Origin of the sequence: Flavobacterium stagni (assembly GCF_004122105.1) — a bacterium.
Lineage (GTDB): Bacteria > Bacteroidota > Bacteroidia > Flavobacteriales > Flavobacteriaceae > Flavobacterium > Flavobacterium stagni.
This window is the reverse complement of record NZ_SBKN01000001.1, coordinates 600898-616140: the sequence shown is the minus strand read 5'-3', so window position 1 is coordinate 616140 and position 15243 is coordinate 600898. Positions and strand designations below refer to the sequence as shown.

Below are 15243 nucleotides of genomic sequence, written 5' to 3'. Positions count from 1 at the left end.
TAAAAAACAATACTTTTTTAAATTCCAATCGCTTTATTGAGGTTGGAATTTATTTTTTGGAGGATTTGTGCTGGCGTGATGGTACGCATGGCATCTTCATAACCCGGAACTACGCGATTTCCGTAAATCGAAGTAGGTAAAAACGGGAATTGCTCGCGATCAGCCACCAAGCAATTTTCTTCAGGTTGGCCATAGGGTGCAAAACCTGCAAATGGGTGTGTGGCGCCCCATAAAGTAATGGTATCCACGCCATACAAAGCGGCTAGATGCGCATTACCGCTATCCATAGATACCATCAAATCAAGATTAGAGATCAATTCCAGTTCGTGTTCAAACGACACTTTATTCGCCATGTTCTTGATGTTGGAACCCATTTGCGCCATTTTTTCCAATATTTCCGCTTCGTGACGACCTCCGCCCAATAAAAAAACCTGAACATTTTGATGGACCAAGCCTTCAATGACTTGTTGCATTAAATCGATGGGATAGGTTTTAGCCGCATGTTGTGCGAAAGGGGCAATGCCTATCCACGGTCTGGTTTTAGCGCCGGTAAATTCGCTCACCGCACGAGATAAAGTTTGTTTTGGCAAATGCCAACTCGAATCAAAATGGATCGTATATCCCAATTGCTTAAAGGTATCTACGTGACGTTGCGTCATCGTTTTCAACGGTGCAATCGTCTTGATTTGCAATCGGGTCAATTGTTTTTTCTCTTCTCGTCCTTTATCGGTAAACGCCGTTTTTTTGCCTTGCATTCGAAATAAAAATCGAATCATTTTTGAACGCAAAACATTGTGCAAATCGGCGATTTCATCAACGCCCAAGGCTTTTAAATCACGGTACAAACGAAAAATTCCCAAAAATCCTTTGTGTCGGTGATGCGTATGCACCGACAGAAAGTTAAGTTCGGGAATTTGTTCGAATATCGGTTTAAAAAAAGAACGCGAAACTACGGTAATTTTAACTTCGGGATGTTGTTTGATGAGTGCCAATATTACCGGAACGGTCATGGCTACATCGCCCATCGCAGAAAGACGAAATACCGCAATATGTTTGGTCTTTTGTGCCAATTATTTTTTGGACTGGTACAACACCGGATTCAAATCCTCGTCGTTGTACATTTTCATTTGTTTGTACACTTTCATGTATTTGTCCCCGTTTTCAATATCGGTCAACAATTCATTGATGGACGTATACATGTCGTTTTTTTGATCCAACAACACATTTAACTTCTCTTGACATTTGGCACGGTGATCGTCAGAAGCATCCGTTCTTGTTGCTTCTTCGTTCATGTGGTAAATTTTCAATGCCAAAATTGACAAACGGTCAATCGCCCAAGCCGGACTTTCGGTATTAATCTTCGCGTCGGATTTTACTGTTACATCTTTGTATTTTTGAAGAAAATAACTGTCAATATATTCCACCATATCGGTTCGCACCTGATTGGAAGCGTCAATTTTACGCTTTAAATCCAAGGCGGCAACCGGATCAATTTGGGGATCACGAATAATATCTTCATAATGCCATTGCACGGTATCCACCCAGTTTTTCGCATACAATAAATATTCGATCGAACCTTTTTCGTAAGGATTCAATGTGGGTTGATATACATCATCAATTACGTGATAATCACGGATACATTGTTCAAAAATGGGAAATGCAAATGCTGCAAACATATCGTTGGTTTTTTTGCAAAGATAGTTTTTATACCGTTACTTTGACACACAAATTCACCTTCCTATGCACATCCACTATATCTCCGAACAGAACAGTATTTTGAATCATTTTTTGGCGCAAATTCGCGATGTGTCAATTCAAAATGACAGTATGCGCTTTCGAAAAAACATTGAACGCATTGGAGAAATCATGGCATATGAGCTGAGTAAAACATTAGAATACAAAGCCATTGACGTACAAACGCCACTAGGAATTAAGCATACGACTACTGTTGCAGACAATGTCGTGCTGTGTTCCATTCTTCGTGCTGGTTTGGCGTTACATCAAGGATTTATGAACTTTTTTGATGCTGCAGAAAATGGTTTTGTTTCGGCTTATCGTCATCATTACAATAACGATGATGCGTTTGAAATTTTGGTGGAATACCAAGCAGCGCCTTCTTTTGATGGTAAAAATTTAATTTTGATTGACCCAATGTTAGCCACAGGGCAATCGATTGTTGCAGTACTAAACAAATTGCATTTGGAACAAAAACCCAAAGAAATTCATATTGCTGTTGTGATTGCTGCCCCAGAAGGAATTGCCTATTTGGAAGAAAATTTACCTAAAAACTGTCATTTATGGGTGGCCGCTTTAGATGATCGACTCAACGAGAAAAACTACATCGTTCCGGGATTGGGTGACGCGGGTGACTTGGCGTACGGCAGTAAATTATAACTGACTAAAAAAAGCGAACAAACCGCAAGCAAGTGTAAGAATCAAAACGAGTTCACGTTGCAAATTACTCTGCATATACTCCACCATATTTGAAGCCATTACAGCCATTGGAAAAATCATGAACACTAATAATTCATTGCTTTTGGGAGTCGAAATAGCAAATAATATTCCGCCAAAAACTAGGGCAAAGGCAATCTTTTTATGAGAAGCCTGCAAGTTCAAGGGTTTGTTTGTTATGGTTACGATATAGGGAATAAAGAAAAAAAGCACCGCAACCACAAACATAGAAAAAGCAATATTTTCATTTTGATTTTGAAAATAGTCCAATTGATAGTTGATCGTTTCTTGTTGCAAATAATGGGTTAGCGACCCTGGCGCAATGGCTAGGGAATAAGCTGAAAAAATCATTCCCACAATAAAAAAAGCCACAAAGGGAATCAACCAATTGCGAAAATCACGGGATACATGGAAAACAATAGAAATGTATACTAAGAGTACAAACAGAACTGCCCAGAATTGAAACAAACTCGCGACAAATACCCATAAACAGGCATCAAATATTTTCTCTTTGGGCGACTTTAAGGTTTGCAAGGAAACGAGTCTGCGTAAGGTTAAGAGAATAAAGAAATTGGCAAATAACAACCGTATATCACCCCAAATTTTCGGAAAAAACAACAAAAAAACGAGGTAGAAGTAGATGGTAAATGAACTGTCTTTCGTTAATGTGTTCTTTTTTACAATGAAATTGGTTAAAAACAAAGAAGCAAAAATCAAGACCAAATCGCCTACTTTTTCAGCCATTCCCATCCACCCAGGAATAGATAATCCCACACGAAAATGGTATAAAAAATAAAACACCAACGTACTCAAGACGATGAGACTGTAATTTATCGGTGTAGATTTTTTAAAAATACTTGTAAACATGAGGATATTTTATACTTTTGTGCGTGTAAATATAACACTTGTTTAAAAATGAAAGCATTTTTCGAAGCAATACAATCACTTTTCGTAGACTTTCTTTTCAAACCTCTAGACGCTTTTCGTGCGTTAGAATTGAAAGGTTACTGGGGATGGTGGGGCGCTAACATCATTAGTTGGGTAGCCATTATCATTTGTGGATACTATGTTGTTTACTGGTGTAAACAATTACAGATTCACCAAAAGAATAACGAAGAAAACCAAGATACTACGGCTCACTCGTTCTTAAAATAAGTCGAAACCGATATCTTTTCTAAAATACATCTTATCAAAATGTAGTTTCGCTATATTTTGGTAAGATTTTTTTATGGCTTCTTGGTACGTCTCTCCATAAGAAGTTACCGCTAAAACGCGACCTCCATTTGACACCACTTGACTTTCTTGAATTGTTGTGCCGGCATGAAATACAATAGAGTCGGTTACAATTTCCAGTCCTGTAATGACTTTCCCTTTTTCATAATCTTCCGGATACCCACCAGAAACAACCATGATAGTAGTAGCACTTCGTGGATCTATCGCTAATTCGATTTCATCCAATTTTTGATGCGCGATGGCAGTAAAGATGTCCACCAAATCCGATTGTAAACGAGGCATAACCACTTCGGTTTCGGGATCGCCCATGCGCACATTGTATTCAATCACATAAGGATCGTTTCCGACTTTGATCAAACCGATAAACACGAAACCTTTGTATTCAATATTCTCTTGTTGTAATCCTGCAATCGTAGGTTTTACAATACGTGTCTCCACTTTTTCCATGAATTCCGCATTAGCAAAAGGTACGGGAGATACGGCACCCATTCCACCGGTATTTAGACCGGTATCACCTTCCCCAATACGTTTGTAATCTTTGGCTGTGGGGAGTATTTTATAACTTTTCCCATCGGTCAAGACAAAACAACTCAATTCGATGCCGCTCAAAAATTCTTCGATGACTACTTTCGCACTAGCGGTTCCAAATTTGGCATGCACCAACATATTGCGCAATTCCGTTTTGGCTTCTTCTAAATCGGAGAGTATCAAAACACCCTTACCTGCGGCTAGACCATCTGCTTTCAGCACATACGGAGCCGTTAAAGTTTCCAAAAAAGCACAACCTTGATCGACTGTTTCGGGTGTAAAACTTTCATAACGTGCGGTGGGAATGTTGTGGCGAACCAAAAACTGTTTAGCGTATTCTTTACTTCCTTCCAATTGCGCGCCTTCTTTTGACGGACCAATCACAGGAATTGCAGCTAAAGTTGGATCGTTTTTAAAAAAATCATAGATGCCATTCACCAAAGGGTCTTCGGGTCCCACCACAACCATAGCCACTTGATGATCGAGGCAAAATTGTTTCACTGCGGGAAAATCATTCGGATTTAAATCAACATTTGTGGCAATAGTAGCTGTTCCCGCGTTACCTGGGGCAACAAATAATTGTGAACAATAGGTGCTTTGAAGCATTTTCCAAGCCAGAGCATGTTCTCTCCCGCCCGATCCAAGAAGTAAAATAGTCATGTTGTGTTGTTTTGGCTGCAAAAATACTTGTTTAAAATTAAAAAAATAAGTCCCATTAATTTTAGTTTCAAATTAATTCCCCTAAATTTGATATTAAATCATTCTAATAGAATCCTATGAAAAAAACTTTACTCTCTTTTTTTATTGGCTTTTCAGCCTTAAGTTTCGCACAATCTTGGAATCCTCAAGCTACGGGTTTTATCGTATTATCCAGAGGTATTAGCGATATTGAAATTGTTGATGCAAACACAGTTTGGGGGCTTGCTTTTGATGGGTCTGGGGCTGGAGAAAACGTACAAGAATTCACTAAAACTACAGACGGTGGTTTAACTTGGACTCCAGGCATTATTGATGTGGGTGATTCTTTGTTGGGAATTAACAATATTTCAGCAATAAATGGGACTACAGCTTGGGTTAGTGCCGTAAATGGAACTACAGGTCAGGGAAGTGTAATTTACAAAACGCAAGATGGTGGTCAAAGCTGGACACAACAAAATCCGCTAGGATATACCAATGCATCATCGTTTGTAAACTATGTTCACTTTTTTGATGCAAACAATGGTATTAGTGCCGGCGACCCAATCAACGGGGAGTTTGAAATTTATAGAACTACTAATGGTGGTGCAACTTGGACTTTAGTTCCTGGTGCTAATATTCCAAATCCAACAAATGGTGAGTATGGCTATAATAATGGTAACAAAGCAATTGGAAATACAGTTTGGTTAGTTACCAATAAAGGTCGTATCTTAAAATCAACTGACCAAGGTGTTACTTGGTCTGTTTCTCAAGCACCCGTTACTGATTTTGGAGGAACGGCTCAAAGTGCACGTTTGGATTTTAGTTCTACAACGAATGGGTTCATGTTAAAAACAGTAGGTACAACTTATACCTTTTACACAACAACAGACGGTGGAACTACTTGGTCATCAGGAACTCCATTTACTGGGACTTATCGTTTATTAAGCGCTGTACCCAACTCAAATATTATTGTTGCTACTGGTGCAGGAACAACTACAGGCGGTAGCGGATCTGCTTTCAGTGCTGATAACGGCGTAACTTGGACTACTATCGATTCAGGGAACCAACGTGGTGTTAGTGCATTTTTAAATGCTACAACAGGATGGTGTGGTGGCTACAATGATAGCTCTACAAGTGGAGGTATCTTCAAATTTGGCGGATCATTAGCAAATTCAACTTTTGCTAGCTCTAAATTTAAAGTTTTCCCAAATCCAGCGACATCACAAGTAACTTTATCTTCTGATTCATCGGATTCGTATACAGTAAACGTTATGAATGTTGAAGGTAAATCAATGTTTACTAAAAACTTCAATAACTTAGAAAACACTATGGATATTTCTTCTTTATCTCCGGGTGTTTATTTCTTTGAAATTAAATCAGGTGATCGTTCTGAAACTATTAAAGTAATCAAGAATTAATCACTAGAAAATACTATTTTTAGGGCTGGCAATTTGTCGGCCCTTTTTTGTTGTATTATGTTTGGATTATTTAGTCTTTCCTTAAAAATTAATGGCTTTCCCATGCGTAAAGCCCATCAGCTGTACACAGAAATTATAGCAGAGAAAAAAGAAAACTATGCCAATATCTTGGAACAAAAAAAGAAAAACATCGTTACTTTTCATCAATCTAATAATCCTCTTTACAAAGAGTTAACGGCACATCTTTCCCTTACGGATTGGAACAGTCTGCCGGTGATGACCAAAAAGCATTTTCAAAAACCATTGATTGACCGCTTATCTAAGGGATATACATTAAAAAACGTTTATATCAACAAAACTTCGGGGTCCAGTGGTGATCCATTCATTTTTGCGAAAGACAAATTGACTCATGCGTTAACTTGGTCGAATATCATTTATCAATTTGGTCAATTTGGTATTGATTTTAATCGCTCCTATCAAGCGCGTTTTTATGGGATTCCGTTGGACAAATTAGGTTATGCTAAAGAGCGCTTCAAGGATTTCATCAGCGGTAGATATCGGTTTCCTATTTTTGATTTGTCTGATAAAGTGTTAGAAGAAGTTTTGGAAACCTTTCGAAGAAAAAAGTTTGACAACATCAATGGCTACACCAGTTCGATTGTTTTGTTTGCCAAATTTTTACAACAAAAAAATATCATTTTAAAAGAAGTTTGTCCTACTCTTAAATGTTGTGTAGTGACTTCTGAAATGCTGTTTCCCGAAGATAAACTCCTTTTAGAAAAACAATTTGGGATTCCAACCGTCAATGAATATGGCGCTTCCGAATTGGATTTAATTGCGTTTCAAAATCCTGATGGGGAATGGCAAGTAAATGCGGAAACGTTATTTGTGGAGATTTTGGACGAAAAAGACAATCCGGTGCCTAACGGTCAAGAGGGTCGGGTTGTGATTACATCATTATATAACAAAGCCCACCCGTTTATTCGCTATGATATTGGAGATATTGGGGTTTTGGATGAAAAAAGTACACCTCAAAAACCGATATTAAAAAAACTAATTGGGCGAACTAATGATATTGCTATTTTACCCAGTGGAAAAAAATCGCCGGGGCTTACTTTCTATTACGTTACCAAAAGCATTATTGAAGACGATGGAAATGTGCAAGAATTTGTGATAAAACAAACCAAAATTGATACATTTGAAATCGAATATGTGAGTCGGATCGCCTTAACTGAATCTCAAATAAAAGACATAGAAAAAGCGATTGAAACCTATTTGGAATCGGGACTTACCTTTCATTTTTCTCGAAAAGAAAAATTAGTTCGAAGTAAAAGTGGGAAGCTAAAGCAATTTGTTTCCTTGATATAAACCAAAATAACTAATTAATTCTTCGCCTATGCAAACACCTATGCGCCCGAATGAAACGGTGCTGGATAAAATTTATGTTATTCGGAACCAAAAAGTACTATTGGATCGCGATTTGGCCCAATTGTATGGAATTGAAACGAAACGATTAAAAGAAGCCGTTAAACGAAATCTTTCTCGATTCCCAGAAGATTTTATGTTCGTATTAACGGATGAGGAATTCCAGGATTGGAGGTAGCAATTTGCGTCTTCCAAATCATTAAAAATGGGATTACGTCACGCCCCGATGGCGTTCACCGAACACGGAATACTCATGCTTTCAAGTGTCATTCATTCCGATCAAGCTATTTCGGTGAATATTCAAATTATGCGTTTGTTTACACAAATGCGGCAATGGATTTTAGACCATTCGGAATTGCATGAGAAAATCCAGCATTTGGAACAAAAAGTGGACAACCACGATAAAAATATTGAATTGGTGTTTTCGTATTTGGACGAGCTAAGCGATACTCAACCTACTACCAGAAAACCCATTGGTTATAAAAATTAAATTATGAAAATTACTATCGTTGCTGGTGCACGACCCAATTTCATCAAAATTGCTCCGATTATTCGGGCGATCGAACAAAAACAAAAAGCGGGAGCTCCACTCTCCTATCGTTTGGTGCATACCGGTCAACATTATGATAAAAACCTCAGCGATACGTTTTTTGAAGAGCTGAATATCCCCAAACCCAATGCAAATCTCGAAGTAAAAAGCGGGTCACAATCGGTGCAAACAGCGAATATTATGGTGGCTTTCGAACAAGAATTATTGGAAAATCCAACCGATTTGGTTTTGGTTGTTGGTGATGTGAATTCGACCATGGCCTGTACGATTGTCGCCAAAAAAATGAATATCAAGGTAACCCACGTCGAAGCGGGCATTCGTTCGGGGGATATGACCATGCCGGAAGAAATCAACCGAATTGTTACCGACAGTATTACCGATTATTTCTTTACCACCTCAACATCCGCAACTGATAATTTGATTCGTTTTGGAGCAAATCCAGAACAGGTTCATTTTGTAGGTAATGTTATGATTGATACCTTATACCAAAACCAACATCGCTTTGAACAACCCACTTTTTGGTCGGACATGGGATTGGAAAAAGGAAATTATATCATTCTCACTTTACACCGTCCTGCGAATGTAGATGAAGAAGATTCGTTGGTTAATTTATTAGAAGGCATTGATCAATTAGCCCAAGGGAAAAAGATCATTTTTCCTATTCATCCGCGCACCAAAGCCATATTGGGTGAACGTCAATTAAAAACTAAAAATATTGTTTTTATTGAACCGCAAGGCTATTTGAACTTTATGTATTTGGTAGCTAATAGTTTTACGGTCATCACGGATAGTGGTGGAATTTCAGAGGAAACCACCGTATTGGGAATCCCTTGTTTTACTTTACGCAATAACACCGAACGACCTGAAACTATTTCCGTGGGGACCAATCATTTAGTAGGTACAAGAGTTGAAAAATTAGTGGAAACCTATACCACTTTTCTTCAAAATGGAATGAAAAAGGCGGGGATTCCCGACTTATGGGATGGCAAAGCATCGGAGCGAATTATCGAAATTTTGTTGCAAAAAGAAATCTAATGCAGGATATACTCATTATTTCCAATTATTATCCTCCAGAAAAAGGAGCGGCAGCCAATCGTATTGAACAAATGGCGTTGCAACTTCAAAAAAACCAGTGTAATGTTACCGTTTTATGTCCGTTAGGGAATTATCCCAAAGGAGAACTATTCCCAGAATACAAAGGAAAATTTTCTGTAACGGAAAACCAAAAAGGGATTCGGGTAAAACGCCTTTGGATTTATCCCAGTAATAGCAAAAACATTCTCAAGCGGATCTTGTCCATTCTTTCATTTTCAACGTTTTTAGTGTTGTTTTTACTGTTCAAAAAAACACCGAAGAAAGTAGTTGTCCAGTCACCGCCGTTATTATTGTCGTTTTTATCAGTCGCTGTACTTTCTTTAAAAAGAAAAAAAATCATCTTGAATGTCTCCGATTTGTGGCCTTTGGCGGCTATAGAATTAAATGCGCTGAAAAAGGGTTCGTTTTCGCATAAAATCTCCCTTTTTATGGAGCGTTTTATATACAAAAAAGCGACGTTACTGTTAGGTCAATCTCAGGAAATCCTCGATCACGTTCATACCTTATTTCCCGATAAAAAAGGCTATTTGTACCGCAATTTTCCCGATCATGCGGTGTCAAACTTAGAACTAGTTACCACCCAAGAGCCTACAATAAAAATCTTTTACGCCGGACTTTTAGGCGTTGCACAAGGTGTTTTTGATTTGTGCCGAACTATTGAATTAACGGGAACGCGTATTGAGCTACATATCTTTGGCGATGGTGCTGAAAAAAATGAAATTGAAAACTATCTAAATGCTCATCCCGAGCAGCCCATTTTTTTTCATGGTATGATGGAACGGAGTGAATTACATGAAACCTTAAAACGATTTGATATCGCCATTGTCCCTTTAACGACGCGCATTTATGGTTCGGTTCCTTCAAAAATATTTGAATACGGCAGTTTGGGTTTTCCTATTTTGTATTTTGGGGGTGGCGAAGGAGAAAACATTGTACTTGAAAACAATATGGGCTGGGTCGTTCCTGTGGGTGATTATGATGCAATGAATGCTCAATTAAAAGCAATTGATTTGCTAACGAAAGAAAAATTGGAAGAAATGAAATCGAAAATTTTTATTCAAGCAAAACAGACCTTTGACATTGAAAAACAAGTAAAAAGCTTACTTGCCAATGATGTCTTTTAATATGCCTTTTCCTCGCCTTTTACGGCATTAATCACAGTCAAAAATATAATTTTTAAGTCCAAGAGAAGCGACCAGTTTTCCAAATAGAAAATATCATATTTCACACGATAAATGATGTCTTTATCGGTTTCCACTTCACCGCGAAAACCATGTGTTTGAGCTAATCCCGTGATACCCGGTTTAACAAAATGGCGCACCATGAATTTATCGACATTTTGCGCAAATCGCTCTGTTTCACTAATCATGTGGGGACGCGGCCCTACGACAGACATATCACCTAATAAGACATTAAAAAACTGAGGCAATTCATCCAAACTGGTTTTACGCAAAAAAGATCCCAATCGAGTTATCCTGGGGTCATTTTTGGAAACCTGTTTGGAATTCGCAAAATCATTGGGGCGCATGGAACGGAATTTATAGCAATCAAATTCCTCGTAATTCAAACCATTTCTTTTTTGTTTAAAAAAGATGGGGCCTTTGGATTCTAGTTTGATTAACAAACCAATGATTGGCGTTAACCAAGATAACAGTCCAATGATGACAAAAAGAGAAAAGAGGATGTCAAAAGATCGTTTTACAAATTTATTGAGCGACTCATCCAAAGGAATATTTCGAAGCGAAGCTACAGGAATATAACCGTAGTATTCAAACTTCAGATTCTTGGTAAAAATCTCATTGTTGTCGGGTAAAAACTTTAATACTTTAAGATTATTATCAGAAAAATCAATGATTTGATTGACGTAAGTATTGGCTAAATCATGAAGGGAACAATAAATTTCGTCAATGTTTTGAGTTTGAACATATTCCAAACACGATTCTATTTGTTGCTTCTTATCTTCTATTAAATCAAAAGAATGTTCTAATTTGTATCCATAATCGGGATTGTTATTAAAAAACTCTTCCAATAATGGAACCGATTTACCATTTCCGATAATTACAACTCTTCGGTAATTCCCTCCAAATAATGTGCGGTATTTTCGAAGTAAATAAAATATAGAAAGTTTGAAAAAAGTGATGACAACTACCGAGGTTACAATGTAGTGAAGAATCTCAACTGAAGCAGTAGTCTTGGAATAAAACCCAGAAAAAGCAAAACAGATTATTGTAAATAAGGAAAATTGCTTGACGATTTTATTAAATATCGAAACCACTTTGGTAAAGCGGTACACTTCATAAAAATCGGTGTTGATAGCGATGATAAACCAACAAAAGGATATAAAAAAAGAAAAGTAGAGCGATATAAATTCGTCTGGCAGTAAAAAATACGCCAATACATTGATAACTGCCCAGTCGAAGGCATATGTAAAGGGTCTTAAGTACCCCGAATATCTACCTACTTTTGGCTTCATTAAATAATATATTTCGAAAAATCCTTGTGGTCTTCGCGTAGAAGTTCTTCGCTGGATAACGATTTGAAATAATCATAGGTGCGTTTCATTCCTTCAGCGCGACCCACTTTAGGCTCCCAACCCAAAATTTCTTTAGCTTTAGTAATATCGGGTTGACGTTGCAACGGATCGTTTTCGGGTAATGGTCTGTAAACAATCTTTTGGGTTGTCCCAGTTAATTTTATGATTTCTTCGGCAAAGTCTTTAATGGTAATTTCGTCTGGATTCCCAATGTTAACAGGTAAATGATAGTCCGATAATAATAAGCGATAAATCCCTTCCACCTGATCTGTTACATAACAAAACGAACGGGTTTGGTGTCCGTCACCAAAAATGGTAAGGTCTTCACCGCGCAAAGCTTGACCAATAAACGCTGGAATCACACGACCATCGTTCAGTCGCATGCGTGGACCATAAGTGTTAAATATGCGTACAATACGGGTTTCCACACCATGAAAAGTATGGTAAGCCATAGTGATGGATTCTTGAAAACGTTTGGCTTCATCATAAACGCCACGTGGTCCAATGGTATTGACATTTCCGTAATAATCTTCGGTTTGCGGGTGCACTAGTGGATCACCATAAACTTCAGAAGTGGATGCAATTAAAATACGGGCTTTCTTTACGCGAGCCAATCCTAATAAATTGTGGGTGCCCAGCGAACCTACTTTTAAGGTTTGAATCGGGATTTTTAAATAATCTATCGGACTTGCCGGTGAAGCAAAATGAAGGATATAATCTAATTCCCCTGGAACATGAACAAATTTGGTCACATCGTGATGATAAAACTCAAAATTAGATTCTTTAAAAAGATGTTCGATGTTTTTTAAATCCCCTGTAATTAAATTGTCCATTCCAATCACAAAGTAGCCTTCCGATATAAAACGATCACAAAGGTGGGACCCCAAAAAACCCGCTGCTCCAGTGATTAAAATTCTCTTCATTTTTTTGAAATTTTCACTTCTGCATTTTGAAATAAACAGTAGAGCAATATGAAAAATACTATACCGCGTTGTCTGCAGAAAAATGATTCAGACAAAAATAGGATTATCATAGTAATAGAGAAAGCTATATGAAGAAAATCTTTTGAAATAAATGCATTTTTACAATTCCAAACCACCATGATGAGAACACATAAAAATCCGAAAATCCCTAAATCAGAAAAAGTCTGTACATATTGATTGTGGTAATTGAAATCGCCGTAATTCCCGTACAATCCATATTGCTGCGTTTTGCTTTTTATTTGCTCTTGTGAAGCTTCAAGGCCAAAACCCGTCCATAAAATTGCATGTTCAACTAATAATTCTGTGAAAACCCTCACTTGAAAAACCCGCAAGGCAGTACCTGGGAAAAAGTGATTTTGCTCAAATTTATCTTGTGTCCATGCTTGGTGCAAACTAATGTTGTAGACATTGCCATTCCCAATTTTGGTATTAATAGTATTGTCTACAAAAGCGGTTTCATATTCAATCAAAAAGCGTTCTCTTACTTGTTTTACAAACACAAAAGAACAGACAACAAAGGTGATTACTGAGATAATGGTAACCGTTTTAATACTTTTAGGTATTTCTGCAAAAAAAGCGTAAAACGCTATAATGAGGATGACGTCAATGGTTATTATACTTTTAGAAGAAAGTAAAAGCACGAATAAAAATAGAATCACGGACGCGGCTTTGGTTGCCGTTTTTTGGTCATTCTTAGCCACAAAATAGAGTAATCCTAACGAAGCGAAAATAGAGATATATATGGCATTTAAATCGTTGGTAACCAAATTATGGTAGAAAAAAACAGAAGTATCTTGAGTTATGATAAAACGAAGCAAAGCACGAAAAATAAAAACGAGTGCGTATATTACCATAAACCAACTATAATTTCTAAGAATTCGATTGATGGAATCCTTTGAAAATCTTGGTGTCATCATCATGGCAATTGGAACAAACAAAAAAGGCAATTCTTTTTGCAATCCAGAAAGCGTTAACGCTTTATCCCGCGTCCAAAAAAGAGAAAGACACATGATCCCATAAAATACTACTGGAATAACTAAAGCTTTTTTAAAAACAAATGTTTTATATCGAATCCCAGAATAGCATGCATATACCACATAAAGCATTAATGCCAAGCTAATGAAAATATATTTAGTGGGTATAGCGACAGCTACTAGAGTAAGCAGTATTTCATTATAATTCCGTTTTCCCGTTAACTCCTTTGGAAAAACATTCTTCAAAAAAGTGAGCATATTTGCCATTAATAATCTCCCAATTGAATTCGTTGGCTATTGCCTCAAAATTATTTGCAATTTTCTGCAAGTTATCACTTTTTTTGGTTTCAATTAGTATTTTATTTACATCTTCTGCCGATGTAAAATAAAACGCATTTTCTTTTAAAATTGCTGCATTAAACTCGTTGTTATGCGCCACAATAAGGGCTTTTGAGGCCATGGCTTCTAGCAACGAAGGATTGGTTCCGCCAACAGTATGCCCATGAAAATACAAGTTGGAAAAATACCGCAAATTGTTCAGTTGATTGATGTCATAAACGGCTCCTATGAAACGAATTTTAGAGCAATCTTTGTATTTGGTTTTTAGATAATTACCAAATGCCGTATTATGATTTCCAATGACCAAAACCGGCTGTTCATCGCTACTTTTCGCAACACCATCCAAAATAATTTCAATACTATTCTCGGGTTCTAATCGGGCAAGTATCATGTGGTAATTATAGGCTTCTAAGTCGTATTTTGAGAGTACGGTTTCGTCGGGTTGTTCAAATAGATGGGCGCCATAAGCAATATATTCCGAAGGCTTTTGGTATTTGGTTTGAAGGTATTTTTGAATTCCTATCGAATCTGAAATTAAATAATCGCTACTCTTTACCGCTAATTTCTCTGCATAAAGCAACACCTGTTGAACGCTTTTAGAATATTTCGTTCGCTTCCATTCCAAACCATCCATGTTGGTGATAATCATTGCTTTTTTTGGCAATAAAAAATGCCAAATGGAACTGCTCGTATAACCGAGTTGTAATATAATATCAAAATTGCGTTTGCGCATATCCAAGATACAATTCAAATCATAGATGAATTGACCGGCCGTTCCAATGCGGTATTCAGGATCATAACAATGTACGATTTGAACCCCTTTGAAATGTTGTTCTTGATACGGATGGTTGTGGGAATTGTAGACAACTACTTCGTGACCTTTTTCGGCTAAAAAAACAGAGAAATACTCTGCAAATTGTTCGAATCCCCCATAATGATTTGGAATTCCACGGGTACCGAAAATGGCGATTTTCATGTTTATTTTATTCAGGGATACAAAATTACTCGTATTCTTTCAGAATTAATAACATTATTT

General features: G+C 37.3%; 16 protein-coding genes. 8 read left to right on the top strand and 8 right to left on the bottom strand.

The annotated features are described in order from the left end of the window. Positions 1–17: 17 nt before the first annotated feature. Entirely contained in the window at positions 18–1070 is a 1053-nt protein-coding gene (locus EQG61_RS02690; RefSeq protein WP_235829013.1) for a glycosyltransferase family 9 protein, read from the bottom strand. Beyond that, positions 1071–1676: a DUF4254 domain-containing protein gene (locus EQG61_RS02685; protein ID WP_129460345.1), complete on the bottom strand. Its 606-nt coding sequence runs from the start codon at positions 1674–1676 to the stop codon at positions 1071–1073. It lies immediately after the preceding gene. 64 nt (positions 1677–1740) lie between these two features. On the opposite strand from EQG61_RS02685, the gene upp reads away from it, so the two are divergent. Next, positions 1741–2394, top strand: a complete 654-nt coding sequence (gene upp / locus EQG61_RS02680) for a uracil phosphoribosyltransferase (RefSeq protein ID WP_129460344.1) — start codon at positions 1741–1743, stop codon at positions 2392–2394. On the opposite strand, the gene EQG61_RS02675 is transcribed toward upp, so the two are convergent. Then, positions 2389–3318, bottom strand: a complete 930-nt coding sequence (locus EQG61_RS02675; RefSeq protein ID WP_129460343.1) for a DUF6427 family protein — start codon at positions 3316–3318, stop codon at positions 2389–2391. The genes upp and EQG61_RS02675 overlap by 6 nt on opposite strands. Positions 3319–3366: 48 nt before the next feature. Between EQG61_RS02675 and EQG61_RS02670 the strand changes: the two genes are divergently transcribed. Then, positions 3367–3606 (top strand): DUF6341 family protein, encoded by a 240-nt coding sequence (locus EQG61_RS02670; RefSeq protein ID WP_129460342.1) that lies wholly within the window; start codon positions 3367–3369, stop codon positions 3604–3606. On the opposite strand, the gene purD is transcribed toward EQG61_RS02670, so the two are convergent. After that, on the bottom strand, positions 3598–4872 hold the full coding sequence (gene purD / locus EQG61_RS02665; RefSeq protein ID WP_129460341.1) for a phosphoribosylamine--glycine ligase: 1275 nt from the start codon (positions 4870–4872) through the stop codon (positions 3598–3600). The genes EQG61_RS02670 and purD overlap by 9 nt on opposite strands. A 116-nt stretch (positions 4873–4988) precedes the next feature. On the opposite strand from purD, the gene EQG61_RS02660 reads away from it, so the two are divergent. From EQG61_RS02660 to EQG61_RS02640, 6 genes are read left to right on the top strand one after another with little or no spacing between them, the layout of a single operon-like run. Then, a complete protein-coding gene (locus tag EQG61_RS02660) occupies positions 4989–6308 on the top strand; it encodes a T9SS type A sorting domain-containing protein (protein WP_129460340.1) in 1320 nt (439 codons plus the stop codon). Positions 6309–6365: 57 nt separating this feature from the next. Then, positions 6366–7676, top strand: a complete 1311-nt coding sequence (locus tag EQG61_RS02655) for a phenylacetate--CoA ligase family protein (RefSeq protein ID WP_129460339.1) — start codon at positions 6366–6368, stop codon at positions 7674–7676. A gap of 28 nt (positions 7677–7704) precedes the next feature. Beyond that, positions 7705–7911: an ORF6N domain-containing protein gene (locus EQG61_RS13885; RefSeq protein ID WP_235829012.1), complete on the top strand. Its 207-nt coding sequence runs from the start codon at positions 7705–7707 to the stop codon at positions 7909–7911. A gap of 27 nt (positions 7912–7938) precedes the next feature. Further along, positions 7939–8223: an ORF6N domain-containing protein gene (locus tag EQG61_RS13880; RefSeq protein ID WP_235829011.1), complete on the top strand. Its 285-nt coding sequence runs from the start codon at positions 7939–7941 to the stop codon at positions 8221–8223. 3 nt (positions 8224–8226) lie between these two features. Continuing rightward, complete coding sequence (gene wecB, locus EQG61_RS02645; protein ID WP_129460338.1) at positions 8227–9318, top strand: non-hydrolyzing UDP-N-acetylglucosamine 2-epimerase; 1092 nt, start codon at positions 8227–8229, stop codon at positions 9316–9318. Continuing rightward, the gene (locus EQG61_RS02640) at positions 9318–10502 is read left to right on the top strand and encodes a glycosyltransferase family 4 protein (RefSeq protein ID WP_129460337.1); all 1185 of its coding nucleotides are present in this window, start codon (positions 9318–9320) and stop codon (positions 10500–10502) included. The genes wecB and EQG61_RS02640 overlap by 1 nt, the downstream gene beginning before the upstream one ends. Here EQG61_RS02640 and EQG61_RS02635 read toward each other — a convergent pair. The 4 genes from EQG61_RS02635 to EQG61_RS02620 are packed head-to-tail and all read right to left on the bottom strand — an operon-like array spanning position 10499 to position 15183. Further along, the gene (locus tag EQG61_RS02635) at positions 10499–11851 is read right to left on the bottom strand and encodes an undecaprenyl-phosphate glucose phosphotransferase (RefSeq protein ID WP_129460336.1); all 1353 of its coding nucleotides are present in this window, start codon (positions 11849–11851) and stop codon (positions 10499–10501) included. The two genes, EQG61_RS02640 and EQG61_RS02635, sit on opposite strands and share 4 nt — an antisense overlap. Next, on the bottom strand, positions 11851–12834 hold the full coding sequence (locus EQG61_RS02630; RefSeq protein WP_129460335.1) for a UDP-glucuronic acid decarboxylase family protein: 984 nt from the start codon (positions 12832–12834) through the stop codon (positions 11851–11853). Before EQG61_RS02630 ends, EQG61_RS02635 begins: the two co-directional genes overlap by 1 nt. Beyond that, the gene (locus EQG61_RS02625) at positions 12831–14135 is read right to left on the bottom strand and encodes an O-antigen ligase family protein (protein WP_129460334.1); all 1305 of its coding nucleotides are present in this window, start codon (positions 14133–14135) and stop codon (positions 12831–12833) included. The genes EQG61_RS02630 and EQG61_RS02625 overlap by 4 nt, the downstream gene beginning before the upstream one ends. Further along, the gene (locus EQG61_RS02620; protein ID WP_129460333.1) at positions 14068–15183 is read right to left on the bottom strand and encodes a DUF1972 domain-containing protein; all 1116 of its coding nucleotides are present in this window, start codon (positions 15181–15183) and stop codon (positions 14068–14070) included. Before EQG61_RS02620 ends, EQG61_RS02625 begins: the two co-directional genes overlap by 68 nt. Between the last annotated feature and the right edge of the window lie 60 nt (positions 15184–15243).

Coding starts and splice junctions, on each gene's coding strand:
- EQG61_RS02685 (WP_129460345.1), bottom strand. CDS start 1,676: ATGTTTGCAGCATTTGCATTTCCCATTTTTGAACAATGTATCCGTGAT.
- upp (WP_129460344.1), top strand. CDS start 1,741: ATGCACATCCACTATATCTCCGAACAGAACAGTATTTTGAATCATTTT.
- EQG61_RS02675 (WP_129460343.1), bottom strand. CDS start 3,318: ATGTTTACAAGTATTTTTAAAAAATCTACACCGATAAATTACAGTCTC.
- EQG61_RS02670 (WP_129460342.1), top strand. CDS start 3,367: ATGAAAGCATTTTTCGAAGCAATACAATCACTTTTCGTAGACTTTCTT.
- purD (WP_129460341.1), bottom strand. CDS start 4,872: ATGACTATTTTACTTCTTGGATCGGGCGGGAGAGAACATGCTCTGGCT.
- EQG61_RS02660 (WP_129460340.1), top strand. CDS start 4,989: ATGAAAAAAACTTTACTCTCTTTTTTTATTGGCTTTTCAGCCTTAAGT.
- EQG61_RS02655 (WP_129460339.1), top strand. CDS start 6,366: ATGTTTGGATTATTTAGTCTTTCCTTAAAAATTAATGGCTTTCCCATG.
- EQG61_RS13885 (WP_235829012.1), top strand. CDS start 7,705: ATGCAAACACCTATGCGCCCGAATGAAACGGTGCTGGATAAAATTTAT.
- EQG61_RS13880 (WP_235829011.1), top strand. CDS start 7,939: ATGGGATTACGTCACGCCCCGATGGCGTTCACCGAACACGGAATACTC.
- wecB (WP_129460338.1), top strand. CDS start 8,227: ATGAAAATTACTATCGTTGCTGGTGCACGACCCAATTTCATCAAAATT.
- EQG61_RS02640 (WP_129460337.1), top strand. CDS start 9,318: ATGCAGGATATACTCATTATTTCCAATTATTATCCTCCAGAAAAAGGA.
- EQG61_RS02635 (WP_129460336.1), bottom strand. CDS start 11,851: ATGAAGCCAAAAGTAGGTAGATATTCGGGGTACTTAAGACCCTTTACA.
- EQG61_RS02630 (WP_129460335.1), bottom strand. CDS start 12,834: ATGAAGAGAATTTTAATCACTGGAGCAGCGGGTTTTTTGGGGTCCCAC.
- EQG61_RS02625 (WP_129460334.1), bottom strand. CDS start 14,135: ATGGCAAATATGCTCACTTTTTTGAAGAATGTTTTTCCAAAGGAGTTA.
- EQG61_RS02620 (WP_129460333.1), bottom strand. CDS start 15,183: ATGAAAATCGCCATTTTCGGTACCCGTGGAATTCCAAATCATTATGGG.